Raw genomic sequence first — 26,611 nt, forward strand, 5'->3', positions numbered from 1 at the left:
CGATGTCACGTCGCCCCATGGCACGCTGGGCAGCTTCACGGCCAGTGCGGACGGACTGGTCTGGACGGCCACATTCACCCCATCCGCAGGCGTGGAGTCGGCCAGCAACACCTTTGAGCTGGCCAACACCTACACCGACGAAGCGGGCAATTCGGGCACGGTGGCCACGGCCAGTTATGCGGTGGACACACGGGCACCAGACTTCACCGTCAAGCTCGACGATGCCAGCAACACCGGCAACCTGAACGACCTCATCACCAGCGTCGACACCCCCACGCTGAGCGGCACAGGCCTCAAAGGTGACACCATTGTGGTCACCCTGCCCGCCACGGGCGAGGTGCTCAGCACCACCGTGGATGCCAGTGGCGCCTGGTCGGTCACGGCCAGCCTGGCCATGAGCAGCGGCACCATCAGCGTGGTCGCCATGGACCCGGCAGGCAACACCAGCGCTGCCCAAACACTGGCCGTGGTGATTGACAAGACCATTGCCACGCCCACCTTGGGCCTGGCGTGCGACAGCGGCGCCAGCAGCAGCGACAGGATCACCAGCCTGGCCGGCCTGAGCCTGGGCAATGTCGAGAGTGGCGCCAGCGTCACTTACAGCACCGATGGCAACACCTGGAGCACGACCTTTGCGGCGGCCGAAGGCGCCAACACCGTGATGCTCAAGGTCACCGACGGTGCGGGCAACACGGCCAGCGCCATGCCGCTCTCCTTCACGCTGGACACAGCGGTGTCGAACTTCACCCTGGCTTTGGCCTGTGACAGCGGCGCCAGCGCCACTGATGCCATCACCAGCAACGCCATCCTGGCCTTGACGGGCGTGGAAAGCGGCGCAACGCTGGAATACAGCACAAACGCCAACTCCAATGCCAGTACCTGGGCCAGCACCTTCACGGCCACTGAAGGGTCAAACACCCTGAGCGTGCGTGTCACCGATGCGGCGGGCAACCAGCGCACCCAATCGCTGGCCTTCACGCTCGACACCACGGCCGCTGCGGCGCCTGTGATCGCTCTGGTGTGTGACAGTGGCTTGTCCACAAGCGACCTGATCAGCCAGCTCGGCGCGGTCAATGCCAGCAGCGCAGCGGGCACAACGGTGCAGTACAGCACCAATGGCAGCACCTGGACATCCAGCTTCACGGCCGTGGAGGGCGTCAACACCTTGCAAGTGCGTGCCGTCGATGCAGCGGGCAACCTCAGCCCGATCAGCCAATTGAGCTTCACGCTGGACAATGCTGCGCCACTGGCGCCCACGGTCAGCCTCAGCTGCGACAGCGGTGCCAGCACTTCAGACAAGCTGAGCAAATCCGGCGGTTTGCAAGTGAGCACCCCCGAAACCGCCAGCTTGATCGAATACAGCACCAATGGCAGCACCTGGGCCAGCACCTTCAGTGCGGCCGAGGGCATCAACGTCGTCAAAGTGCGCGTCACCGATGCGGCCGGACTGGTGGGCGCAATCACCGATTACAGCTTTACCCTGGACACCACCGGCCCGGATGCACCCACGGTCGGTTTGGTGTGCGACAGCGGCAGCTTGGGCACCGACAAGATCAGCAATCTGGGCACCGTGGTGGCCAGCACTTTGGAAGCGGGTGCCACCTTGCAGTACAGCACCGATGGCAGCACCTGGAGCACCACGTTTGCAGCCGGTGAAGGTTTGAACGCTTTGCGTGTGCGGGCCATTGACAGCGCTGGCAATGTGGGCACGCCTGCAACGCTCAATTTCACGCTGGACACCCTGGTCACCAAACCCACCCTGGTTCTGGCCTGCGACAGCGGCACCTCGGGCGACAACATCAGCAACAACGGTGCCATCTCCGTGGTGGGCGCCAGCGTGGGCGACACGCTGGAGTTCAGCACCGATGGCACCATCTGGATGGGCACATTCTCTGCCGTGCAGGGCAGCAACAGCGTGCGCGTGCGGGCCAGCGATGCGGCAGGCAACCGTGTGGTGTCCGAGGTCTTGACCTTCACGCTCGACAACACAGCCCCCAGCCCCACAGTGACTTTGAGCTGCGACTCGGGCACCAGCGCGATTGACCAATACACCAACTCGGGCGGCATCTCGGTGGCGGGCTATGCAGCCAGTGAAGTGCTGTCCTATTCCACCGATGGTGGGGCGACTTTCTCCAGCACCTTTTTTGCGGTGGACGGTCTCAACACGGTCAAGGTCCGGGCCATCGACGGCGCTGGCAACGTGGGCTTGAGCAACAGCCTGAGTTTCACGCTCGATACGGCGCTCAACAGTCCCAAATTGAGTTTGACCTCGGACACAGGTTCCAGCAGCACCGACCGGGTGACCTCGAATGTGGCCTTGTCCCTGAGTTTTGACCCCGGTGCCGATGCGCTGGCCGATGTGCGCACTTATTACAAAGTGGCCTTGGCCAACGGCACGCTGGTGCGTGATTGGGCGGCCAGCTATGTGCAACCCACGCTGGATGCGGATTACACCGTCAGTGTCAAAGTGGTGGACAAAGCTGGTAACGAGCGCACTGATTCGCTCGACTTCACGCGCCTGACCGTGAACCCCACTACGCCGACCTTGAGCCTGAAAACCGATACGGGCCGCAGTGCGCTGTACATGGCCGACCGCATCACCAGCGATGGCTTGGTCAAGTACGCACAGACCTACAGCTCTGGTGTGACGGTCACCTACCAATACAGCACCAACGGCGGCAGCACCTGGAGCACGCCCACCGCGACGTTCTCGCCCATCACCGATGGCGCTTACCAAGTTCGAGCCATCGCCACCGACATGGTGGGCAACTACAGCACCAGCACGCCCTTGACGTTCACGCTGGACACCACAGGCCCAGCAGCGCCCACGGTGTCACTGTTGTGTGACGCCGGGGTCGATGGCGATTTGCTCACCAATGACGGCCGAATCTCGGTCTCGGGCGCAGAGGCCAATAGCCTGATCCAGTACAGCATCGATGGCGGCAACACCTGGACCACGACTTTCAGTGCCATAGAAGGCATCAATGTCTTGCAAGTGCGCACGGTGGATGTGGCCAACAACAACGGCACAGACCGCGTCTTCAGCTTCTTGCTCGACCTGAGCACTCAGGCGCCGACCTTGACCTTGACCTGCGACAGCGGTGGCAGCAGCAGTGACTTGATCAGCAAGGATGGCCGCATCAGTGTGGACAACGTCGAAAGCGGCGGCACGGTGTCCTACAACCTCGACGGGGGTGGCTGGTTGAGCACCTTTGCTGCGCCAACGACCGATGGGCAGCACACTTTGCAAGCCCGCGTGACCGATCCGTTTGGCAACGTCAGTGCCATCACCAGCTTGACGTTCACCCTGGACAACACCACTTCGAGGGCCGACAGTTTCTTCAGCAGCAGCCTGCTCAATTACGCCGTCCTCAACGGTGTCGCCACCGGGGGGGCAGTGGTCGGTGCCTCCATCAATGTTTCGGCCACCATCAATGAAATCGTTCAGGCGGGTTCATACATCCGCGTGGCCCTGGACACGGGCGTGGTGGTGACCCTGACTGCGGCAACGGATGGCAAGCTTCTGGAAGGCACGTATACCGTAGGTGCCAACCAGTCGACGGCTGACTTGACCATCAACAACATCCTGGGTGCGCGCCTGACCGATCTGGCCGGCAACGTGATCAACGAAGCGTCGATTCCCTTGGGCTTCAATCTTGGCGACAACAGCAACATTGTGGTGCGCTGGGGCATGTCGGGCACCACTCAGGGTGATCTGTTCAATGGCTTGGTGCGTGGCATTGGACTGAATGACGATTTCGATGGTCTGACTGGCAGTGACACCATCAGCTACAGCACAGCGACCAACGCAGTCACCATCAACTTGCAAACAGGCGTGGCCACCGGCACCGATGTGGCGGCCAGCAGCGACAGCCTGGTCTCGATCGAAAACGCCATTGGCGGGGCCGGGGCAGACACCATCGTGGGCAGTGCTGACGCCAACATCATTGACGGCGGCGCTGGCACGGATTACGTGTCTGCGGGCGCAGGCGATGACACCCTCATCAGCGGCGCAGGCAATGACACGATTGATGGTGGGACCGGTGAAGATTGGTTCATCTTTGCAGGCGCTGCGACGGCCGGGGCCAGTGGCACTTTGTCGGGCGGGGCGTTGGCCTCGTTTGCCGATGGTGTGGGTTCAACAGACTCCCTGATGAACATCGAGCACATGCTGGGCACCGCTTTTGCCGATACCCTGGGGGGTGACAGTGCCAACAACAGCATCATCGGCGGGGCCGGGACGGACACCTTGTGGGGGGGCGCTGGCAACGACAGTTTGCGAGGAGACGATGACAATGACTCGCTGGCGGGCGGCTCGGGAGATGACACCCTGGTGGGGGGCTCAGGCAGCGACACCTTCTTTGGCGACACGGGCATTGATCTGGTCGACTACGAGTACGACCTCAGCGCGGTCAACGTCGATCTGTTTGCATCGCTGGGCACAGATGGGTATGGCACACAAGACTCATTGGTCGGCATTGAAAACCTGCTGGGCAGCAAGTTCAATGACACCTTGATGGGTGATGCCGCCAACAACCTGCTCATGGGCGGGGCGGGCAACGACTATCTCTGGGGCCGTGCAGGTGCGGACACCTTGCAAGGCGGCTCGGGGGATGACACCCTGGCCAGCAGTGGCGGTGCATTGCTGGTGGGCGGTGACGGCAGTGACTGGGCCAACTACGCCCAGGTCACGGTGGGCGTTTCGGTGGACTTGACCGCAGGCCGCGCCAGTGTGGGGGCGGCCACGGACTTGATCAGCCAAATCGAAAACGCGTATGGCTCCACTTTCAGCGACCGCATCGTGGGCGATGGGCAAGACAACATTTTGTCGGGGGGGCTGGGCAATGACACCATTTTGGGCGGCTTGGGCAACGACACCATCTACACCATGGGCAGCGACAGCACCGCGCTCATCGATGGCGGCCTGGGCGATGACTTCATGAACATCAGCGCTGCCGGGGTGATCACCGCAGGCGATGGCAATGACACCATCACGTTCGAGCAATTGGGCGGAAATTTCTCGGGCATCAATTTACAGGGCGGCGCGGGCACCGATGAATTGCAATTGGTCGGCAGTGGTCAAATCTTTGACCTGACGGTGGCAGACACGGTCACGGGTGGCCGTGTGCTGGGTGCCTTGACCAGCATCGAGGTGATCGACATCGGCAGTGGCCTCAATCAGCTCAAGCTGGGCTCGGACATGGCCAACGTGGAAGTGATCACCGGGCAAAGTGGCGCTGCTGCTTTCTTGCGCATCGATGGCGTCAACGGCAAGGTCTTCTTGCCCGACGGCTGGGACATTCTGGATGCCAATGCCGACATGGCTGCCGACACCATGCAGATTGCCGGCAGCAACTATCTGCTCTACACCAACAAAGGCAGCACGGGCGGCAACGACACCGTGGCGGTGCAAAACGGTGTGAGTGCCGTGTACCTGTCGCAACTGTCGTCGACCAGCACGTTCTGGACAGGCACCCCCGGCCCTGACTTTGCCACGGGCCGTGGAGGCAACGACACCATGAATGGGGCGGGTGGCGACGACACCTTGCGCGGTGGTGCGGGCAATGACTCCATCAACGGCGCTGCGGGCAACGACTGGGCCGACTTCACGCCCAACTCAGGCGATGCCACAGGCGCCGTCACGGTCAACCTCGTGGCGGGCACGGTGCAGGGGGCCACGGGCAATGACTCCTTGTTCAGCATCGAAAACGTGCTGGGCGCAGGGGGCAACGACTCCCTGGTCGGTGACAGCCTGGGCAACTGGCTCAGTGGCGCAGCCGGACAAGACACCTTGAACGGTGGTTTGGGGGACGACACCCTGACCGGTGGTGCAGGCAACGACACCCTGATTGGCGGGGCGGGCAACGACTGGGCCGACTACAGCCAGGCAGCGACAGGGGTGACCGTGTCTTTGGGTATTTCATTGGGCACCATCGGCACCAGCCTGGGGGTGGGCTCGGTGGCTGCTGCAGGCAACGGCAGTGTCTGGGGCTCGGAGGGCTCCGACATCCTGACCGGCATTGAAAACGTGTACGGGGGGTTTGGCGCCGATTACCTGGTGGGCGACACGGTGGCCAACTTCTTGCAAGGTGGCTCAGGCCGAGACACCCTCAGTGCCGTGGGCGGCAACGATACCTTGTGGGGTGGCGTGGGCGACGACAGTCTGGTGGGCGGATCAGGGGCCGACTCATTTGTGCTCGAGGCGGGCAACGACACCTATATTGGCGGCGAAACCACCAACCTGGGCCCAGCCGACACATTGGACCTGCGCGCCTACAGTGGCAATATTTCGGCCTTGGCCAACTACGGCAGCAACGTGGCCAGTGTCACGGTCAACGGCGGCGTGTCTTACGGGACCGACATTGTTCAGTACATGGATGTGTGGCTGTTTGGCAATGGCAATGTGACATTCCATAACGGTCTGGGCTCAACCAGCACGATCACCGGCACCTGGGCAGAGACCATTACCACAGGTTCGGGCAATGACTCCATCTGGTCGGGCAATGGCAGCGACATGATCAGTTCAGGCGCTGGCAATGACACGATCAGCCCCGGCGCTGGTGCCGCATCCGATGATGCCGATACAGTGGATGGTGGTGCAGGTGTGGACTGGCTGCTCTATACCTCGACCAACTCCATTGCGGTGAGTCTGGACGGCGCCTCTGCCAGCTACCAGCAGGTGACCATCAATGGCGCCGCCGCGGGCATGGACTTTGTGCGCGGGTTTGAACACATCTGGGCCGGCTCTAACGCAGACAAGGTGTGGGGCTCTGCGGCTTCAGAAAGCATCATAGGAGGCGATGGCGCGGACACCCTCTGGGGCGGTGGCGGCAGCGACTACATCAACGCGGGCACGGACAACAGCGCCGATTACATCTATGCAGGCATGGGCAATGACACGATTTACACCGGCGGAGGGTTGAACGAGTTTGTGAGTGTTGCCGGGGGGGACAACTACATCAACATGGGTGACCTGGCCAGCAACAGTTATACGACCTACGACGGCGACACGGTCTACGCAGGTGCGGGCAACGACACCATCGTGAACTTCTTGGGGCAACCTTATTTTGCGACTTGGAACAGCCGGAAGCTCACTTACATCGATGCAGGCAATGGCAACAACTGGATTCAAGCGGGGGCGGGTACCTATGGCGCGGAGATGGTGGTCACCGGCAGTGGCAATGACTACATTGACGTGGGTAAAACGGGTGAGACGGATGGCAGCGGCAACACCGACACGGTCAACTCGGGGGCGGGCAATGACACGGTGTATGTGGGCAATAGCTACAACAGTACCAGTTATGTGCAGTCCGTGACCGCAGGCGACGGCGATGATCAGGTGTATGCGTGGGGCGTGGGCTACAACTACATGCTGGGCGGTGCAGGCCATGACACATTGGTGGGCGGCAGTGGCACCAACACCTTGCTGGGCGGCGATGGCAACGACTCGATTGTGGGCGGGGCCGGTGTGGACAGCATCACGGGAGATGCGGGTGACGACACCCTGATCGGTGGCACCGGCGCCGATTACCTGTGGGGTGGGGACGGCAACGACTCTGTGGTCACCAGCGGTGTCAGTGCCAGCGTTTTCGGCGGGCTGGGCAATGACACGGTCATCAGTAGCGGCACCAGCAAATACCTGTTGGGCGATGCAGGGGACGACTATTTTGTGCAAACCGGTGGCGCAGTCAGCGTGATTTCTGCAGGCCTGGGCAACGACACCATCTACACCACGGGCAGCTCGTCGGTAGAAACCATTTATGGGGGCTATGGCAACGACTTCATCGATGCACGCAACGGCGGCTCAGCCAACGGCGAGTATCTGTATGGTGATGAGTCATTGATCGAAACCATTGGCGGCAATGACACCATCTACAGCTCTGATGGCGCGAGTTCGGTGTTTGGCGGGGGTGGCAATGACTTCATCACCACCGGGTTTTCAGCCGACTCTGTCAACGGTCACACCGGCAACGACACCATCAACACCAATGCCGGTAACGACACGGTGTATGGCGGCTTCGGCAATGACCTGATTTATGGCGGTGCAGGCAACGACTCCATTTATGCAGGCGAGGACATGGACACCGTGTATGGCGGTGATGGCAATGACAGCATCAGCGGAGGCATTGGCGATGACTGGCTCGACGGCGGTGCCGGAGATGACAGTCTGGTTGGCGGCGAAGGCACGGTGGGGACCATTTTTGGCAACGACACCATCGTGATGGGCGCTGGTGCCAACACGGTCTATGGCGAGTTGGGCTCGGATGTCTTCATCTTCAACTATGACTGGCAAAACGATGCGAACGCAGACACGGTCAGCGGCGGCGCGGGCATGGACATGGTCAAGTTCGATGGCGCAGGTCTGGTGCTGGACTTGACGCTGAGCATGCACGCCACGGGCAACTGGTTGAACGTGGAGCGCATTGACTTGACGGGCAGTGGCAACAACACCTTGAAGATGGCGGCGGTCGATATCGTTGACTTATCTGATTTGGCCATCGGTGATGCAGCCAGCACCAACTTCACCTTGCGGCCTTTCCTCATGATTGATGGCAATGCGGGCGATGCGATTGACATGAGCGCCTTGGGCTCGGGCATGACTTTGGCCAAAATTGTCTCTGGCACGCTCAGTTACGACTTCAACGGCAACACTGTCATCGATGCCGCCGAGTCTGCTGCGGTTCAAAGTACCGCCAAGGTCAGCTTCACCACCACGCAAACGGGTCTACAGACCTACAACGTGTACAACGTGCTCAACTCCAGCGCAACGTCCCAGGGCATGCTCTTGATTGATACGGACATCACGCTCACCGGCGCGGTGCTGCCGGTGTGACGGGGCTACGGGGAGCACGGCATGTGTAGGTCGGTGGTCGAAGACCCCGACAAGGTGTGCTTCGCGCAGCGCTTCATGGTCATTCAGGCACATGTCGGACTCTTCGAGTGCCGACCTACGGGGATGTCTCTGCGCTTGGACAAATGTCCTTGTAGGTCGGCGGTCGAAGACCCCGACAAGGTGTGCTTCGCGCAGCGCTTCATGGTCATTCAGGCACATGTCGGACTCTTCGAGTACCGACCTACGGGGATGTCTCGGCGCAAAGGAAAAATGCCTTCTTGTAGGTCGGTGGTCGAAGACCCCGACAAGGTGTGCTTCGCGCAGCGGTTTGTGGTCAACCGGTCATGTCGGACTCTTCGAGTGCCGACCTACGGGGATGTCTCGGCGCTTGGACAAATGTCCTTGTAGGTCGGTGGTCGAAGACCCCGACAGTGTGTGCTTCGCGCAGCGGTTCGTGGTCAACCGGTCATGTCGGACTCTTCGAGTGCCGACCTACGGGGATGTCTCTGCGCTTGGACAAATGTCCTTGTAGGTCGGCGGTCGAAGACCCCGACAAGGTGTGCTTCGCGCAGCGGTTCGTGGACAACCGGTCATGTCGGACTCTTCGAGTGCCGACCTACGGGGACGTCTCGGCGCTTGGACAAATGTCCTTGTAGGTCGGTGGTCGAAGACCCCGACATGGGGCCTGTGCCCCATCACCACGGTCGGGTCACACGTCGAAGGATTCGGCCGGCAGGCCCTGTTGCTGTCGCTCGTCCATGCGCAGATAGGCCGCCTCCATGCGCTGGGCCAGGCGCTGGCCGTCAAACAACTCGGCGCGGTGCGGGCTGTTCATCACCTGCTGGCGCAAGGCGGCCAGCTGTTCGGGGTGTTGGCACAGGGCCAGGGCCTTGGCGCGGTACTCGGCCAGGTCGTGCGTGATCAGCTCGGGCAGGCCCAATGTGTTGAGCAAGCTGGCGCCCACGCGTGAGGCAAAGCTGCGACCGCTCAGCGTGAGCACCGGCAAGCCCACCCACAGGGCGTCACTGGCCGTGGTGTGGGCGTTGTAGGGGGCGGTGTCCAGGAACAGGTCGGCCAGGCGGTAGCGCGACAGGTGCATGGGCAGCGGGGCATAGCTTGCAAAAATCAGGCGCTCGGGGGCAATGCCCCGGGCGTGCGCCACTTGCCGCAAGGTGTCTTGCACCTGCCGGTTTTTGTCAAACAGCCACAAAACCGCCTTGGGCAAGTCGTGCAGCAAGCCCAGCCAGGTGTCAAACACGTCGGGGCTGATCTTGAAGGTGCTGTTGAAGCAGCACAGCACCAGGGCATCGGCGGGCAAGCCTGCAGTGGCCCGGCTGAAACCGGGGCTGGCCACGGCTCTTTGGGTGTCGTTGGCCTGGTAGCAGCCGGGCAGGCGCACGACTTTTTCGCTGTAATGCGCCAGGTCTTCGGCCTGGATGACGTGGGTGTCGGCCACCACATAGTCCATCCACGGTGAACCCAGCGTGCCCGGAAAGCCGATGTAGCTGACCTGAAGGGGTGCAGCACGCCAGGCAAAAATCTGCGGCCGTCCTTGCCGGGTGTGGCCTTTGAGGTCGACTGCAATGTCGATGCCGTGCGTGCGCGCCAACTCGGCAATTTGGCGTGCGCCCAGGTGGTGCACCTGGTGAAAGTGTTCGATGCCGCGCACCAGACGTTGGCGGTAGGCATGGTCTTTGGCATCAGGCCCAAAGCTGTAGGCAAACACCTCAAAGCGCTGGCGGTCATGCGATTCGAGCATCTGCGCCATCAGGTAGCTGGTGGCGTGGTCGTGCAGATCGGCCGAAAAATACCCGATGCGCAGCCGCTGGCCCGCAGGGCGGGGCGCTTGGCTTGCAGGGGGCCAGGGGATGGGCGTGATGTTTTGGCCGATTTGCGCCGATTCGAGTTCGCCCACCCGCAGTTGCAGCGCGGGGTCATCACTCACGATGGTCATCAAAAACGGGTTCACGGGCACATCGCTGTGCTCGGCGGCGTGCAGCACCTGCGCCAAACGGGGGGTGTGGTGCTGCCAGTCGCCCACGCAGCGCTCGGCCCGCATGAGGGCCGACAGGGCGTGCACATTGTCTGGCGCAATGCGCACGGCCTGCACATAAGCATCCTTGGCCTCTTGGTCTCGGCCCAGCGAGGTGCAGCTGTGGCCGTATTGCAGCCAGGCGTCGAAATTGTCTGGCTCTGCTTGAGCGGCTTTCAGGAACAAATCCATGGCTTGCGGCGTTTTGCCCAGCTGTTCGGCGCCATGCGCCTGCAAGAGCAGCACATCGGCGGGGTGCGGGCCGGGCAAGGCCAGCAGGCGCTGCCACCAGGGCAGGGCGGCTTGGAGTCGTCCCAGCTCATCGAGCGTGATGGCGATGTTCGACAGGTAATAGGGGTTGCCCGGCTCCAGCCGGTGGGCGTGCTCAAAGTCAGCCAGGGCTTGGTTGGTGGGCAGGCCCTTGTCTCGTCCCAGCAGCCCGCGCAGGTTCAGGGCGTCGGCCGCATCGGGTTCCAATTGCAGCGCCTGCGCAATGCTGGTCATGGCGGGCGCGGGTTGCTGTAGTGCCCAATAGGCCGAGGCCTGCTGCGTCCAGGCCTGCGCTACAGCGGGTTGCCGCTGGGTCCATTGCTGACTGACTTGCAAGGCGGCATCGAGCTGGCCCATGCTGCGCAGGCAGCGCACATGTTTCAGGGGGTATTGGCTGTCTTGTGGGGCCTGTTTTTCAAGATGCGCCAGATGTTGGCATGCGGCGGCGACATCGCCCGATTGCTCCAGCGTCAGCGCCAGTTCAAAGCGCAGGCGTTCATGTGTGGGGTCCAGCTGGTGGGCGCGTTGCAGGTCGGCCAGGCCTTGGGCGCGATAGCTTGCTTCTGGCAGGCGCAAGGCGGTGTGCGCACGGGCACGCCACAAAGCCGATTCTTGTGCTCGCGCCTTGAGTGCGGCATCGAAAACCGCCAAGGCGAGCTGCGCTGGCCCCGAAGGCAGCAGCCCCAGGCTCAAGGTTTGCAAATGGCTGGCCGTGGCTTGCGCCAGGTCGGTGGTCTCAGGCTTGGTCAGTGCCGTCTGGGCTGACCGGATCGGTTCGGTGGCGGGGATGTTCATGGCCGCTGGCGCCAAGCCCTCTTGCCAGCGTTGCCACATGGCGCTGTAGGCGGCTTGCAGGTGGTGGCAGGTCAGGGCAGCGTCGAACAGCGGCAGGTGGTCGCGCTGCGTTTGCAGGTGGTCTTTGAGGCGCTGTAATCGGGCCGGGTCTTGAGCCAATGCAATGGCGCGCTGCACATACACATCGGGCTGGTTCACAGCCAGCTCTTGCACCAGCGGCGCGCCGCCGGGCACTTGGCAGGCGTGCAGCAGCGAGTAGGCCACCCGGCTTGAAAAGCTGCGCCCATAACGGCTGAGAACCGGCAGGCCCATCCACAAGGCGTCGGCGGCGGTGGTGTGGGCATTGACCGGGAAGGTGTCCAAAAACAGATCGGCCCCGACATGCCGGGCCAGATGCTCCGGCGTGGGCACCCGGGGGGCAAACAGCAGCCGGGCCTCGTCCACGCCGTGCGAGCGGGCGTGCTGACGCAAGCTTTGCTTGACCCAGTCGTTGGCGTCCAGCAGCCACAGCACGCTGCCCGGGGTGGCCTGCAAGATCTGCATCCACTGGGCAAACACCTCGGGGGTGATTTTGTAGCTGTTGTTGAAGCAGGCAAACACAAAGCCCTGGGTGCCGCTGCCGCGTGCGGGCAGGCCCAGCACCTGGCGGTTGGCGGGCGGGAGCGCCACCTCGCGGGTGGGGTCATTGGCCTGGTAGCTGTGGGGCAAGCGCACCAGGTGTTCGCTGTAGTGCGCGCTGTCTTCTGGCGCGATGACGTGCGCGTCGGCGATCAGGTAGTCCATGTAGGGCGCGCCCGAAGACCCGGGGTAACCCAAGTAGCTGACCTGAATCGGGCAGGGCCGGTAGGCGAAAATGCCCAGGCGGTAATGGCTGGCAAAGCCCTTGATGTCCACGCAGATGTCGATCTGCTGGTCGTGCAGCCATTGCGCCACCTGCTGATCGCTTTGGTGGCGGATGTCCACAAAATGTTCGACCGAGTGGCGGATGCGCTCGTACATGGCATCTTGCAAAGGGCTCCAGGACAAGGCAAAAACTTCAAAGCGGCTTTTGTCGTGCAAGGCCAGGACCTGGGCCAGCAGCACCGCTGTGGCGTGGTTGCAAAAGTCGTTGGACACATAGGCCACTTTGATGCGCTGATGCGTCCAGCGCTGGCCTTGCCACAAGGGTTGGGGGGCGCTGGGGTGGCGGTGGGCCACCAGGGTGCGGGCACTTTTGAGGTGCTCCGCCGGGTCGTCGCTGAAGCTCAAGAATTCGAAGGGAAATGCTGCCTGTTGACCCGCATGCAAGGCTTGGCGCAGGGCCTGGGTTTGCGCGTCATCGTCGCGCCAGTCGGCCATCAGGCGACGGGTGTAGGCCAGGCGGCCCATCACATACGGGGCCAATTCGGGTTGCTTGGTCGTGTTTTGGAGCCAGCTTTGCAGGTGGGCAGCGGCCAGCTCATAGCGCTGGGTGCGGTGCAAGAGACCGGCCAGGTTTTCCAGTGCATCGGCGTGCCGGGGCTGGTGCACCAGGGCTTGCTGAAAATACCGAATGGCTTCTTCGTCGCGCCCCATGCGCGAGAGCACGGCCCCCAGGGCATTGAGGATTTCCGGACTGCTGGGGGCCAGTTGACGGGCTTGCTCGAAGGTGGCCAGGGCTTGCGTGCCATCGAGGCGTTTGTCGGCATGCAGTTGCGCACCCAGCGCAAACAGGGCCTGGGCACGGGCGAGGGTGGCGGGGTCCAAGGCGGTCATGGCGCTTCTCCGATCAGGCGGGAATGGGCATGCCGGTGATGATCTGGTGGTGGCGCGGCAGGCAGACGCTTTGGTAGTCGTAATGCTCAACCACATGCGCGCGTGCAGCGCGGCGGATGTCTTTGACATCTTTCGGCCGGGCCAGCACATCGCACACCTGCCGGGCAATGGCTTCGGGGTCAAAAAAGTCCACCAGCAGGCCGTTTTGACCATGGGTGATGACTTCTTGCACCGGCGGCGTGGCCGAGCCCACCACGCAGCAGCCCAGGCTCATGGCTTCGAGCATGGACCAAGACAGCACAAAGGGCACCGTCAGGTACACATGCACGGCCGAGACGCGCAGCATATTGACCATGGTGGTGTAGGGCACCTGGCCAACAAAGTGCACCCGCGAGAGATCGATTTTGTCTTGCACTTCGCGCAGGAACTGGGCCTTGTAGCCCCCACCGGTGGGTGGCGCCGGGCCATAGCTGACTTCGCTGCCGCCCAGCAAAATGACGCGGGCATTGGGGCGTTCGGCCAGGATGTGGGGCAAGGACCGCATGAAGCTGTGGTAGCCGCGCATGGGTTCGAGGTTGCGGTTGATGAAGGTGATGATTTCATCGCCCATTTGGGCCTTGATGTTGTCGCGGCCCAGCTGTATCCAGGCGTCATCGCGGGGCGTGAGGCGGTGGGTTTCGATGCCGTCATGACAGACTTCGATGCGCTGGCGCAAAAACGCCGGGAACTGGCTGGCCTGCCATTCGGTGGGCGAGAGCCCTACGTCGGAGTCAACCAGCGACGAGGTCAGGTGCAAATTGCGCACATGGCAGCGCATGACGGCGTCCGGGGCAGCGGCAAATTCGGGGTCGAAATCCACATCACTGCCTTTGCCGTTGTAGAAATATTCGCAAAAGCTGGTGATGCGGGCGTGCGGCGCCACTTGGCGAACCAGCATCATCTCGCCCCAACCGGCGTGCCCGACGATCACATCGGGCGTGAAGCCGTTTTTCATGAGCTGCGTCAAGGTGCGGGCCACTGCTTCGGCGCGGATGACGGCCGCCTCGGTCGAAGGCAGCCAGGGGTGGATCGCTTTGCTGGACCCCCGGGCGTTGTCATAGGTGATGTTGGGGATGCCCTGGATGGTGGTCTCTTTGCGGCTGGACATGGCCATGACCTCATGGCCCAGCTTGACCATGGAGGGGGCCAGTGCCCGGTATTGCCCGGGAAAGTTCTGGTGGATGAATAAGATCTTCATTGGCAGTCAGTGTGTGGGCGAGGTCAACCGAGCTTGGATCGGAGGAACTTGGCATCCATGAATGCCGGGTTGCTGATCGGGCCTTCAAAGCCTGTAGCCAGGCTCATGGGCGGGTTTTTGCGGCGTTTTTCCATGACGATGACCGAGTCGAACACCGAGATCGAATACAGGTGATTGCACAGGTAGTTTTTGGCAATGGCGTCGTCGCTTTGGTGGTACCAGCCGTGCATGTCGTCGATCATGCCTTTGACAAACTCATGGAAGGTGCCCGGCTTTTTCAGGCCCCCGCCGAGCTTGGACAGGTAGCTGCTGTGGGTGTCTTCGCAGATGTAGAGCCCACCGTCGCTGAGCAGGGGGAACAGCTCGATGAAGGTGGTGATCTGCTGCTCCATGGTGTGCCCGCCGTCATCGAGCACGATGTCCAGCTGTGTGTGCTTTTGCTTGAACTCTGCCCAGAAAATTTTGCTGCCCTGGTCCCCGATCCAGACTTCCAGGCCTTCTTTTTCGAGCGCTTTGCAGCGCGGGTCGATGTCCAGGCCAATGTAGTGGAAGCTGTCGTGGGTGAAGTAGTGGTTCCACATCTGGGCGCTGCCGCCGTTCTGGATGCCGATTTCCAGGAACTTCAGGTTTTCCAGGTGTCGGTAGGGCGCCAGGCAGCGGTGATAGATCTCAAAGTAATGCGTCCATTTGTGGATGGCCCGCTGGTTGTTGTTGATGAAGTAGTTCAACAAGGGGTTGTCAGCAAGGGGCTTCATGGGGGGCTCGAGTCTGCGGGGTTTTTGGCGGCTGCATTTTTGGCCACTTGTTCGGCTTTGCGGCTGGCCTGGGGCCAATGCAGTTGGCGGTAGATTTTGTAGGCGGCCTTCCAGGCGTCCGAGCTGTAGTCGCCCGGGCTGTAATGGGTGATGGCAATCGGCCAGACCCCCAGGCGCAAACCGGCACGGTGCGCGTGCAGGCAAAAGTCCAGGTCGTACAAGTGAAAGGCCAGTTCCGGGGCAAATTGCACATGGGCTTCTTGCAGCGTGCCCGCCCGCGCAGCGATGAAGACGCCGTCGAGCAAGCGGGCGGCCGCACGCGTGGGGCCATAAAGGCTGAAGCCGTTGGCGTGCTTGGGCGTGATGTGGTGGAGCCCGCCCAGCAGCTTGTGGGGCAAGTCCCATGTGCCCATTTTTTCGGCAAAAGCCCAAGCGCCCTGGCCGGGCTTGACCCCCTGGTTGCCCGCCACGCCCACCACATCGAACACGGCCAAGGCTTCGCCCAGGCGATCAGCCAGGCAAAAATCATCGAGCCTCACGTCGTCGTGCACGAACACCAGAATGCTGTCTGCTGGGCTCAGTGCAATGGCTTTGTTGTAGTGGGTGGCCAGGGGGCTGAGGTTGTGGCTGGCCAGTTCCAGCCGAAAGGCCACGCCCCGGCGCTGCAAATCGGTCAGGGACAGGCCCAGGGGCGCTTGGGTCCAGAAGTCTGCCGTGCTCAGGCGCGTGGCGCAGACAAACACCAGTTCACAGGCGGGTTTGTCGGGTGACATCAAGGTGGGGAATGCTTCAGCCACGGGGCATTTCCTTGTCTGGGGTTTGAAGGAGTGCAGGGCTCAAAGCCACGGGCCAATCGCCCGTGGGCAGCTGGCTGCGTTGGGCCAGCTCTTGCAAGGCCGCATGCAGCCGGGCCGAGTCGGCAGGCCAGATCATGTCTTCGCAGGCGGACTGCGCCATCACTGCGCTCAGCAGGTCATGGCGTATGGCCAGGGCGCAGGGCGAGAGCTTGACCAGCGCGAATGCGGCGAAGGCATCTTGCAAGCGCTCGACCAGCCAGAAGTCGTGCAGGGTTTCTTCGGGCGAGAGCAGTACCGCATGCCCGCCGTTGAGCTGAATCTGGCGCAGTTGCTCTTGCAAGGTGCCGGGCGTCAGGCACAAAACGCAGCGCTTGTCTGCGAGCAGGCGCTGGATATCGGCCCTGGCGGCATGCTGGCTGTGGCCCGCGATCAGGTGCACGCTGCGCAGGACGCTGCTGGGCACCGGGGGCTGAGTGCTGGCCTGGCCGATTTTGATCAACCAAGCGGCCAGGCGCAGGCTTTGGGGGCGGCTCAACTGCTGGGTCTGGCCCCAGTCCTGAATGCTTTGCGGCTGCTCCGGGTGCAGGGCCTGTGTAGCTTGGGCCACCTGATCGGGGCCTGCAATCCAGTGCTGGGCCAGAAACCCCCACATGTTCCATTGACGCGCTGCTTGGGCAGCCGAAGCTGCCGCTTTGCCGGTGTACACGCCTGTGGCCGGGGCCCGGAAAAGGGGGGTGTCGGGTTCCAGGCGCTGGCTCGGGTAGTGCCTGAACAAATCGCCCGGGCTCAGTTGTGCCGCATGCATGCGGGGCAGTCGGGGGCCTTTGTGCTGTGCCTGGCGCGCTGTTTGGTCGGTCCACAGGGCGTCGTACTGCGCCACCACGCCAGCCCAGTCGTAGTGCTGCCGCACATGCGCTTGACCGGCGGCGCCCATTTGCTGGCGCAGATCGGGGCGGGTGGCCAGGGTTTGCAGGGCCTGCACGGTCTGCTCGATGTCCACCGCCGTGACCGCTTGCATGTGGCCGATGTAGTGGTCGTAGTTCAGCTGATCGCTGGAAAAACGCTGCTCGATCCGGTCCAGCCCGGATGGCCCCGGCATCTGGGTGGGGATCAAAAAGCCATGTTGGCCGTGCTGCAAGGTTTCGCGGTAACCGTCCCAGTCGCTCAAGATGCAGGGCAGTCCGGCCGCCATGGCTTCGATGGGGGTCAGGCCGAAGGTCTCTTGAATGTTGTCCGACAGGGAGCAAAACACGTCGGCTGCGGCCAAGCTGCGTTTCAAGGCCTGGGGGTTTCGGCCATCCAGGCGCTGAACCTTGACGTTGTGATGCAGGGCCACCTCATGGAAGGCTTTTTCAGTGGCATCGTTGGCAAACCAGCCACATTCCAGAATGCGGATGCGCTGGCCGGTGCGCACCGCCACCTCGGCCACAGCGCGGTAGAGGGCGACCGGATTGGCTTTGGCATGAAAACTCAGTCGGCCCACAAACAAGACCACCAATTCCTCGGGGGACAAGCCCAGCGTGGTGCGGGCGGCCAAGCGGTCTGTGGGGCTGAAGGCGAAGTCCTGGCTGTGCACGCCCAAAGGGATGATGGGCAGGCCAGGCAATTCGGGTTGGCGTTCAAACTTGCCAAAACGGCGCTGCAACACGGCTTTTTCTACCCGCCAGATGCGCTCCACGGCAGTGCGTACCGATTGGGATGTGCAGATCAGTGCATCGCTGGGGCGGGTCGGGGTGCGCACATAGTCGGCCAATTGCTGCATGACATGGGCCGAGCTGATGGTGTGCGTGACGCCGCTGAACACCAGGTGGTCCAGCCGCCAGGCGCTGCGCTGGCTCATTTGCAGGTTGGCCAGCGGGGCGGGCATGTGCAGCACGTCCAGCGCGGCCCATTGGGCGGGGGCGTTCAGGTCCAGATAAGGCAGATGCAGGGGGGCCGCGTCTTTGGTCGTGATGGATTTGACCACCGCTTGCACCGCTTCGCGGGGCTTGCCTGCGGGGGTGACCAGCGTGATGCGCTCACGCAGCGGGGCATATTGAAGGCACGCTTTGAGAAATCCATACCCCGCTGACTGTCTGCCCATGAGTTTGGGGGTGTCCATGGACACGGCATCTTCGGTCAGGATCAAACCGATGCGAGGCTTCTTGGGGTTTGGGGGCATGTGACAAATTCGAATGTGAATTCAAAAGCAGGTGCAAAAAACAGGTGTGGTGTGCCGTCTCTGTCAGAACATTGTCTCATTGAAAACGGGTAGTGCCCGATGCGCATCGACTGGCCAGCTGGCGCTTGCTGGCGTCTGAACATCGCCGCCGCTTGGACCCGGGCATCTCAAAGATGCAGTAGGTCGGTGGTCGAAGACCCCGACGTGGGGCTGCTGAAACCCGCAAAAGTTGAATCAGGTTCAGCGCCCAAGCCCACAAACGTCGGACTCTGCGAGTACCGACCTACGAAAAGACATTTCTCACGAAATCAAATTTCTGCGTGCCGGGTCCATAAAATGGCTGGCTATGTTTGTTCACCTGCGCCTTCACTCCGAATTTTCCGTCGTTGACTCCACCTGCCGCATCGATGAGGTGCTCAAGGCCGCAGCCAAAGACGGTCAGCCCGCCTTGGGATTGACCGACCTGAACAACATGTTTGGCGGGGTCAAGTTCTACAAAGAGGGCCGGGGCAAAGGGGTCAAGCCGATTTTGGGCGCCGAGATCAACCTCGAAGGTCTGGGCGCTGAGCTGGGGACCACCAGCCGGGTGGCCTTGCTGGTGCAAAGCCACCAGGGCTATTTGAATATCTGTGAGTTGCTGGCCAGGGCCTGGACTAAAAACGTGGTCAAAAACGTGGCCGTGGTCAAACTGGCCTGGCTCAAGGAGCTGGCCGAGGGCCTGATCCTGATGTCTGGTGCCCAGGCCGGACCGGTTGGGCAGGCCATTTTGCAGGGCGACAGCGACAAAGCGGCCGATGTGGCTTTGCAGCTGGGCTCGATTTTTCCGCACCGGTTTTACCTGGAACTGCAACGCGCAGGCCGCCCCGAAGACGAGCCACAGGTGGCCGGGGCCGTGGCGCTGGCCGCCCGCTTGGGGCTGCCGGTGGTGGCCACCCACCCGGTGCAGTTCCTCACGACAGAAGACTACGAAGCGCACGAAGCTCGGGTATGTATTTCTGAAGGCGAAATTTTGGCCAACCCGCGCCGGGTGCGGCGATTCACCCGGGACCAGTATTTCAAGTCCTCACAAGAAATGTGTGTGCTGTTTGCCGACGTGCCCAGCGCGTTGGCCAACACCCTGGAAATTGCCAAGCGCTGCAACCTGACGTTGGTGCTGGGCAAGCCGCAGCTGCCCAATTTCCCGATCCCGCCCGTCAACGGTGCGGTCATGTCAGTGGATGATTATTTCCGCCACGTCTCTTTTGAAGGCTTGGAGGCACGGCTCCTGCACCTCTACCCCGACGAAGCCAAACGCAACGCCGAGCGTGCGCGCTATGTAGAGCGGCTGGAGTTTGAGCTGGGCACCATTTTGAAGATGGGTTTTCCGGGCTACTTCCTGATCGTGGGTGACTTCATCCAGTGGGCCAAAGCCAATGGCTGCCCGGTGGGGCCAGGCCGGGGTTCAGGTGCGGGCTCGCTGGTGGCCTATGCGCTCAAGATCACCGACCTGGATCCTCTGCAATACAGCCTGCTGTTTGAGCGATTCCTCAACCCCGAGCGGGTGTCCATGCCCGACTTCGACATCGACTTTTGCCAGGGCAACCGCGACCGGGTGATCGACTATGTGAAGGACAAATACGGCCGCGATGCGGTCAGCCAGATCGCCACCTTCGGCACCATGGCTGCGCGTGCGGCCATTCGCGATGTGGGCCGTGTGCTCGACATGAGCTACACCTTTTGTGACGGCATCAGCAAGCTGATCCCCAACAAGCCGGGCATGTCGGTCACGCTGCAATATCCGCCCGCCACGCCCAAAGAGGGTGACAAAAACAATTACGCGATTGCGATGGAGCCCATCCTGGCCGAGCGCATCGAGCGCGAAGAGGATGTGAAGACCCTGATCGAGCTGGCGCAAAAGCTCGAAGGCATGACCCGCAACATCGGCATGCACGCCGGGGGCGTGCTCATTGCCCCTGGCAAATTGACTGACTTTTGCCCGCTGTACCAGCAGCCGGGCAGCGAATCGGCCGTCAGCCAATACGACAAGGACGACGTGGAAGCGGCGGGCTTGGTGAAGTTCGACTTTTTGGGCCTGGCCACGCTCACCATTTTGGAGATCGCCCGCGAGTTCATCATGAAGCGGCACAAGGGCCAAGAGAGCTTCGCCTTTGAGAACATCCCGCTCGACGACGTGCCGACCTACAAGCTGTTCTCGGACGGCAAGACCGAGGCCGTGTTCCAGTTTGAAAGCCGAGGCATGCAGGGCATGCTGCGCGACGCACGCCCCAGCCGTCTGGAAGACCTGATTGCGCTGAACGCGCTTTACCGCCCGGGGCCGATGGACCTGATCCCCAGTTTTGTGGCGCGCAAGCACGGGCGTGAAGTCATCGAATACCCACACCCGCTGGTGGCCGAGATGCTGAGCGAGACCTACGGCATCATGGTTTATCAAGAGCAGGTGATGCAGACGGCCCAGATTTTGGGCGGTTACTCGCTGGGCGGCGCCGACATGTTGCGCCGCGCCATGGGCAAGAAAAAGGCCGAAGAAATGGCCGAGCACCGCGCCATCTTCCGCGCTGGGGCGGCCAAGAACGACATCACCGAAGAAAAGGCCGACGAGGTTTTTGACTTGATGGAAAAGTTCGCGGGCTACGGCTTCAACAAGTCGCACGCCGCTGCTTACTCTTTGTTGGCTTATCACACCGGTTGGCTCAAGGTGCACTACACCGCCGAGTTTTTCTGCGCCAACATGACGGTGGAAATGGACGACACCGACAAGCTCAAGGTGCTCTACGAAGACGCGGTCAAGTTCGGCATCACCTTTGACCCGCCCGACGTGAACCGGGGCACGCACCGCTTTGAGCCGGTCACCGACAAAATCATCCGCTACGGACTGGGCGCCATCAAGGGCACGGGCCAGCAAGCGATTGAAGCCATCGTGGCCGCCCGCACTGAGGGCGGCCCCTTCACCAGCTTGTTCGACTTTGCCGTGCGGGTGGACCGCAGCCGCATCAACAAACGCACCGTGGATGCGCTCATCAAGGCCGGGGCCTTTGACTCGCTGCACATGAACCGCGCCGCCTTGTCGGCCAGCATCGACAAGGCTTTTGAATTTGCCGCAGCCACAGCCGCCAACGCCAACCAGGGCGGTTTGTTTGACATGCTGGGCGACGACTCGCACGGCTCCAGCACGCAGGAACCTGACCTGGCCGATGTGCTGCCCTGGGGCATCAAGGAACGCTTGCTGCTGGAAAAAACAGCCGTGGGCTTTTACCTCTCAGGCCATCTGTTCGACGCGGTCGAGCGCGAAGTGCGCCAGTTTGCGCGCCGCAAGATCGACGACCTGATCGACAGCCGCGAGTCCATGGTGCTGGCGGGCATCGTCACCGATTTGCGCATCATCAACGGCCAGCGCGGCAAGGTGGCCATCTTCAAGCTCGACGACAAATCGGGCGTGATGGAAGCCACCGCCGATGAAAGCCTGATCAATTCGGCCAAACATTTGCTCAAGGACGACGAGCTGATCATCGTCACCGCCAAGATGCAGGCCGACCGCTTTTCGGGTGGCTTTCGCCTCAAGATGGAGCAGATCATGGACCTGGGCCAAGCCCGTTGCCGCTTCGGCAAATTTTTGCGCGTGGCCGTCAATGGCCGTGCGCCCGATGTGGCCCGCCTGGTCAAGGAATTCCCAGCCCAACGCGAAGAAACCGAACAGGGCGAACTGGTGCGCGGCCTGCCGGTGCGCCTGACGCTGGAGCGGCGCAACGACACCGTGGGCGCCCGAGCCGAGCTGGCGCTGGGCGAGCCTGCCCGCTTCTTCCCCTCCGACGCCGCCCTGGCCAGCTGGATGGCCCAAGCCGACCAAGGCCAGGCCCACATCGTCTACGAAGACAACCACCCCATGCTGAGCCTGCGGACTGTTTCGCAGTGAAGTTGGGGGGCATGCGCCATGCCTATCGGCCAATGCCCTTCTCGGGGTCTTCGACCACCGACCTACAAAATGCCGGTGTCTTCACCTTATGCAACCCACACCTTGCCCCTCTGAATAACCGTGACGTTCCCCGTCGTGACGATATGTAAGCGGTGATAGTGGACCTTAGTGAAATTCATGGCAGTAATGATTTCTTCAAAGTTATAAGTTTTCAAATGCGGCAGACTGTCGGTGCTAAAAGTTTCAGTGAAGCCAAACACCATGCGCAATTTCACACCAGTGTTCAGAGTTACAGGCAGCTTCAATTGCTTGATCGCCCCCGGCGGAGCCGACAGCTTTGACGGCAGCACCTATGCGAATACGGGGTTTTTTAACAACAGCTTGTTGGTGAACTTCTTGGGCGGAGGCGGCAACGACGAAATGGGCGGCTCCACGCGCAATGACAAGCTGTGGGGCGGCACGGGCAACGACACGGAATATGGCTACGCCGGTGACGACAAGGTCTATGGCGAAGAGGGTGACGATGTGTTGCTGGGGCAAGACGGCAATGACCTGCTGGGCGGTGGTGTAGACAACGACGCGCTGGTGGAGGGCAATGGTGCCGATGTGGTCTGGGGCGGTGATGGGGCGGACACGCTCACGGACAAAGAGAAGCTGAGCTTTAAAGACGTCAGCAATGTGGACTTGACCATTGGCAGCCCACTGCCTGTGAAAGACACCCTGACAACCAGCAGCTCGGGTGCGGCCATCACGCGCACAGGTAGCCACTTGATCAGCAAGCTGCAGCTGCTGGCCAATGACAAGGACTGGGACAGTGCGGTGACGGACTTGCGCATTCTGGCGGTGTCACAGGCCAAGGGCGGTACGGTGAGCTTGACGGCCAGTGGCGATGTGCTGTTTACGCCAGATGCCAGCTACACCGGGGTGATGGGCTTTAAGTACCAGGTGGCTGATGCGCAGAACAACATCACACAAGTGAATGTGGGCACGGGCAAAGGCGTTGCAGGCGGCACTGGTGCCGCAGCGCAGACCGCGCCTATGAAAGCGGCGGTGTTCTTGGCAAGTGCAGATTTGCAAGACAGCCAAGCCCGCATGGACCCCTTGCTGATACAGCAGCGTGTTTGTGCGCGGCGCTGCTAACGACGCCAGCTGGAGTTTGGCTGCTTGAGTTTCCAATAACGTCGGCTCAGAAGCTTAATCTTTGAATAACACATTTTTATGTTGACTCTATAACCAAGATATTATTCTTGCTAAAAATTCAGCTAAAACCACTTTTTCACTATTTAATTCATGCTCTCTTATGAATTAATACGCATACATAAAAAATATGCGGCCTGAATTCGAGCCGCTTCATGCATACCCAAAAACATAACTTGTATATAGACAAAAACATGATGCAAATCTATAGAAAACTACAAAAAATGTGTGGTTTGAAGTGCATATTTCAATGCATTGGCATGGCGCTTCTAATTTTTGATGTTCAGCTTTGCTTTGCCCAACAGTTATCAACTAAAGAAATTTGCCCTGAAACTCTTGTGATTGATAGTGCCGGAAGGCGCGTTTGTCTTAATCCCAAAAAATGGACTGGTGATTACATACCAACAGATATACGCGCCATGTTTGTAGAGGCTCCGGGGGAGGTGGAGATAAAACTAATTCCTCCTAAGCCATGGGGTGTTCAACAAGCGGGGCGTATGTATTGGATTGACAATCAAAGAGTGTTGATTTCAGTGAATGATTACAAGGGTTGGATGGCGGGTATTGATGAGTTGCCTAAAGTATTTATTTTTAATGTGGATACAGGCCATGTTGAAGAAACGCCATACCGTGGAAACGTGAGATGCCTATCTCCTGAGGGTAATTTGCTATTAGAAGAGAAAGCACTTAAATATAGCAATCATAGAAAATTTGGAGATACAAGTCCGTATGAAGAATTTTTTCTTGAAGGCCCATTTGGTAAATCGTTAACACGTTTTGGAATTAAACACCCTTCAAAAGAGGTTCGGATTATTAATGAATATACCTGCAATCACTACGACAATTCTGAAGACAAAAATCCACCTGGAAACTCTTTGAGAAAAGGCGATGGTTTTATTGCTAGATCTAATTCATTTTACGATAAAAACTATACTCGTTTGCTAGATGAAAATGGTAAAATAGTTTACTTATTTAAAGAGCTAACTCTTTGTGAAAAATTGCACATGCCTGATTATCTACCATGGCTTAATAAATATTTTTCATCGGCACCAATAGGGCAAAAGCAGGGGGGCATTTGTCCTGATGGGGCTAAATATTCATGGCTGATTTCAGCCAATGGCGTTGAGATTAAAACACTTCCAAAGTTATTTCAGGTTGCCACTGCTTTTGGGCGCGGGTTAGCAGGTAATGGATTTGGTTATTGGGCTCGACGGGGCCAATACATCACACTCAACTCAACGTTACTCGGCGGGCTTTATTGGCAAGACGAAAAAACAGGTATTACAAAACGGGTACTTAAAAAACCCTTCGATTTATCCAATCTATCGCCGAATGGCTGCAGAGCTATTTCGGGTGATTTAATTATTGAACTTTGCAAAGAAGACTAACCATGACCACCACAAACAACCAAACACTAACCCAAGCAGAAGCCGCGCGCGCTAAATTAGGTATTGCGATTACTCAAACTGCGTATGCTTTAAATAATGGTGGCGGTATTATTAAAAATTCCCCATTGGTTTTATTGACGATCAAACCACAGTAGGGCGTGCGGGTTATTCACCTTTGAATTTATCGATACCGACAGGGTTTATCGTAAAAGGCATTTATAACGATACGCGCAGCCCTGGCGTCAACACCGGTGCAAATGCCCCTTTATGGCATACAACCCCATTACTAAAGAGGCGGGATGGCGGGTACCGTCAACGGCCAGACCACCACTCAGGCCAAATCGTATGTCAGCCAGAACACCAACAGCACAGTAGATTTTTTGCGAAGTCACCTTGTCGGGGCTGAAGTCGCCGACGTAGAAATGCTTGATTCCTGTAGGTCGGCACCTTTAGGTCCGACATTGTTCGCTTCGGCACAGGCCCATGGCGGGGCTGAAGCCGCGGACCTGCGACAGCTCGGTTTGGCGAGGAACTGTCTCGCTCAGTCTTGCGGCCTGAAGCCTAGGATGATGACGGGGGGCACGCGGCCGTCGGTGTCTTTGGGCAGGATTTCGGTTTTGTCGATGGCGCGCAGCACGGCTTCGTCCCAGGCTTTGTTGCCGCTGCTTTGGGCGATGCGGCGGCTCGTGATGGTGCCGTCGGAGCTGACTCTGACTTCGACTTCGGCGCGTGGGTTGCCCACCACATCGCCGGGGTAGGTGATGTTGGGTTTGATGCGGCCCACCAAGCGGCCTGCATAGCTGGCCGAGGGGCCGGAAGACTTGAGGGCTGACCCTGTGGCGTTTTCGCCGCCTGAAGCACCGGCCATGCCTTGCATGCGTTTGAGGTTTTCCTGGCGCAGGGCGTCGGCGCGGGCGGCATCGGCTTTTTCGGCGGCTTTTTCAGCAGCCTTTTTCTTGTCGCGTTCTTTGTCTTCTTGGGCTTTTTTCTCTTTGGCCGCTTTTTCCTTCGCCGCTTTCTCTTTCTCGGCTTTTTCTTTTTCAGCTTTGTTCTTTTCGGCTTTTTCTTCTTTTTCACGCGCTTTGCGTTGTTGGTCTGCCTTGGCTTTTTCTTGTTCCGCTTTTTCCGCTTCTTTCTTTTTCTCGATTTGCTTTTTCTTCTCCAGCGCAATCTGGGCGTCGCGCCGCTCGATGGCCGGATCGGGTGCGGGGGGCGGTGGGGGCGTGGGTTTGGCGCGGGGTGGAGGTTCGGGCTGGGGTTCAGGCTCGGGTTCGGGCTCTGCGACAGGTGGCTCTTGCAGGCGCGGGGCGGCGGCTTGCGGGGTGGCTGACCACAGCTCGGCCTCGGCTTGCACGGTTTGGGTTTGGGTTTTCCAGGCGGTGGCCAGGCCCAAGGCCAGGAACAGCAGCGCATGTACCAGGCCTGCAGTGAGCCATGCTCTGCCCGCACCAGGCTGAGGGGGCGGTGCAAATTCGAGGTGCGGAGCTGTTTTGGCGTTCAAA

The 26,611-nt window shown here is 60.3% G+C and carries 11 protein-coding genes (1 of these 11 only partly in view); 5 read left to right on the top strand and 6 right to left on the bottom strand.

Annotation, left to right across the window (positions count from 1 at the left end; genetic code table 11):
* Window positions 1-8,833, top strand: partial view of an Ig-like domain-containing protein gene (locus B9Z51_RS05800; RefSeq protein ID WP_255419308.1) — the final stretch only. The gene continues 21,449 nt to the left of window position 1, outside the view; the window shows 8,833 of its 30,282 coding nt (coding positions 21,450-30,282); its start codon lies beyond the left edge, outside the window; the stop codon is at window positions 8,831-8,833.
* A 709-nt stretch (window positions 8,834-9,542) separates the two neighbouring features.
* Here B9Z51_RS05800 and B9Z51_RS05810 read toward each other — a convergent pair.
* The 5 genes from B9Z51_RS05810 to B9Z51_RS05830 are packed head-to-tail and all read right to left on the bottom strand — an operon-like array spanning window position 9,543 to window position 18,614.
* Window positions 9,543-13,664 (bottom strand): tetratricopeptide repeat protein, encoded by a 4,122-nt coding sequence (locus B9Z51_RS05810; protein ID WP_158272836.1) that lies wholly within the window; start codon window positions 13,662-13,664, stop codon window positions 9,543-9,545.
* 13 nt (window positions 13,665-13,677) lie between these two features.
* Window positions 13,678-14,901, bottom strand: a complete 1,224-nt coding sequence (locus B9Z51_RS05815; protein WP_108372798.1) for a glycosyltransferase family 4 protein — start codon at window positions 14,899-14,901, stop codon at window positions 13,678-13,680.
* A gap of 23 nt (window positions 14,902-14,924) precedes the next feature.
* On the bottom strand, window positions 14,925-15,656 hold the full coding sequence (locus B9Z51_RS05820; protein WP_108372800.1) for a class I SAM-dependent methyltransferase: 732 nt from the start codon (window positions 15,654-15,656) through the stop codon (window positions 14,925-14,927).
* A complete protein-coding gene (locus tag B9Z51_RS05825; protein WP_108372802.1) occupies window positions 15,653-16,453 on the bottom strand; it encodes a glycosyltransferase in 801 nt (266 codons plus the stop codon). Before B9Z51_RS05825 ends, B9Z51_RS05820 begins: the two co-directional genes overlap by 4 nt.
* Window positions 16,446-18,614: a glycosyltransferase family 4 protein gene (locus B9Z51_RS05830; protein ID WP_108372804.1), complete on the bottom strand. Its 2,169-nt coding sequence runs from the start codon at window positions 18,612-18,614 to the stop codon at window positions 16,446-16,448. Before B9Z51_RS05830 ends, B9Z51_RS05825 begins: the two co-directional genes overlap by 8 nt.
* A 346-nt stretch (window positions 18,615-18,960) precedes the next feature.
* Between B9Z51_RS05830 and dnaE the strand changes: the two genes are divergently transcribed.
* From dnaE to B9Z51_RS18385, 4 genes are all read left to right on the top strand, one after another.
* Complete coding sequence (gene dnaE / locus B9Z51_RS05835) at window positions 18,961-22,524, top strand: DNA polymerase III subunit alpha (protein ID WP_108372806.1); 3,564 nt, start codon at window positions 18,961-18,963, stop codon at window positions 22,522-22,524.
* 261 nt (window positions 22,525-22,785) lie between these two features.
* On the top strand, window positions 22,786-23,664 hold the full coding sequence (locus tag B9Z51_RS05840; protein WP_108372808.1) for a cadherin-like domain-containing protein: 879 nt from the start codon (window positions 22,786-22,788) through the stop codon (window positions 23,662-23,664).
* Window positions 23,665-23,981: 317 nt separating this feature from the next.
* Window positions 23,982-25,109 (top strand): hypothetical protein, encoded by a 1,128-nt coding sequence (locus B9Z51_RS18160; protein ID WP_233254853.1) that lies wholly within the window; start codon window positions 23,982-23,984, stop codon window positions 25,107-25,109.
* Between the two features lie 2 nt (window positions 25,110-25,111).
* Window positions 25,112-25,264 (top strand): hypothetical protein, encoded by a 153-nt coding sequence (locus tag B9Z51_RS18385; RefSeq protein WP_158272837.1) that lies wholly within the window; start codon window positions 25,112-25,114, stop codon window positions 25,262-25,264.
* Between the two features lie 386 nt (window positions 25,265-25,650).
* Here the strand turns inward: B9Z51_RS18385 and tolA are convergent, their stop codons facing one another.
* A complete protein-coding gene (gene tolA, locus B9Z51_RS05845; RefSeq protein WP_108372810.1) occupies window positions 25,651-26,610 on the bottom strand; it encodes a cell envelope integrity protein TolA in 960 nt (319 codons plus the stop codon).
* Between the last annotated feature and the right edge of the window lies 1 nt (window position 26,611).

Origin of the sequence: Limnohabitans sp. T6-5 (assembly GCF_003063315.1) — a bacterium.
GTDB lineage: Bacteria > Pseudomonadota > Gammaproteobacteria > Burkholderiales > Burkholderiaceae_C > Limnohabitans_A.

What these genes read in the sequence shown, in the direction of transcription:
- B9Z51_RS05815 (WP_108372798.1), bottom strand. Translation starts at nt 14,901, where the DNA reads ATGAAGATCTTATTCATCCACCAGAACTTTCCCGGGCAATACCGGGCA.
- B9Z51_RS05840 (WP_108372808.1), top strand. Translation starts at nt 22,786, where the DNA reads ATGCGCAATTTCACACCAGTGTTCAGAGTTACAGGCAGCTTCAATTGC.
- B9Z51_RS05810 (WP_158272836.1), bottom strand. Translation starts at nt 13,664, where the DNA reads ATGACCGCCTTGGACCCCGCCACCCTCGCCCGTGCCCAGGCCCTGTTT.
- B9Z51_RS18160 (WP_233254853.1), top strand. Translation starts at nt 23,982, where the DNA reads ATGGCGCTTCTAATTTTTGATGTTCAGCTTTGCTTTGCCCAACAGTTA.
- B9Z51_RS05820 (WP_108372800.1), bottom strand. Translation starts at nt 15,656, where the DNA reads ATGAAGCCCCTTGCTGACAACCCCTTGTTGAACTACTTCATCAACAAC.
- dnaE (WP_108372806.1), top strand. Translation starts at nt 18,961, where the DNA reads ATGTTTGTTCACCTGCGCCTTCACTCCGAATTTTCCGTCGTTGACTCC.
- B9Z51_RS05830 (WP_108372804.1), bottom strand. Translation starts at nt 18,614, where the DNA reads ATGCCCCCAAACCCCAAGAAGCCTCGCATCGGTTTGATCCTGACCGAA.
- B9Z51_RS18385 (WP_158272837.1), top strand. Translation starts at nt 25,112, where the DNA reads ATGACCACCACAAACAACCAAACACTAACCCAAGCAGAAGCCGCGCGC.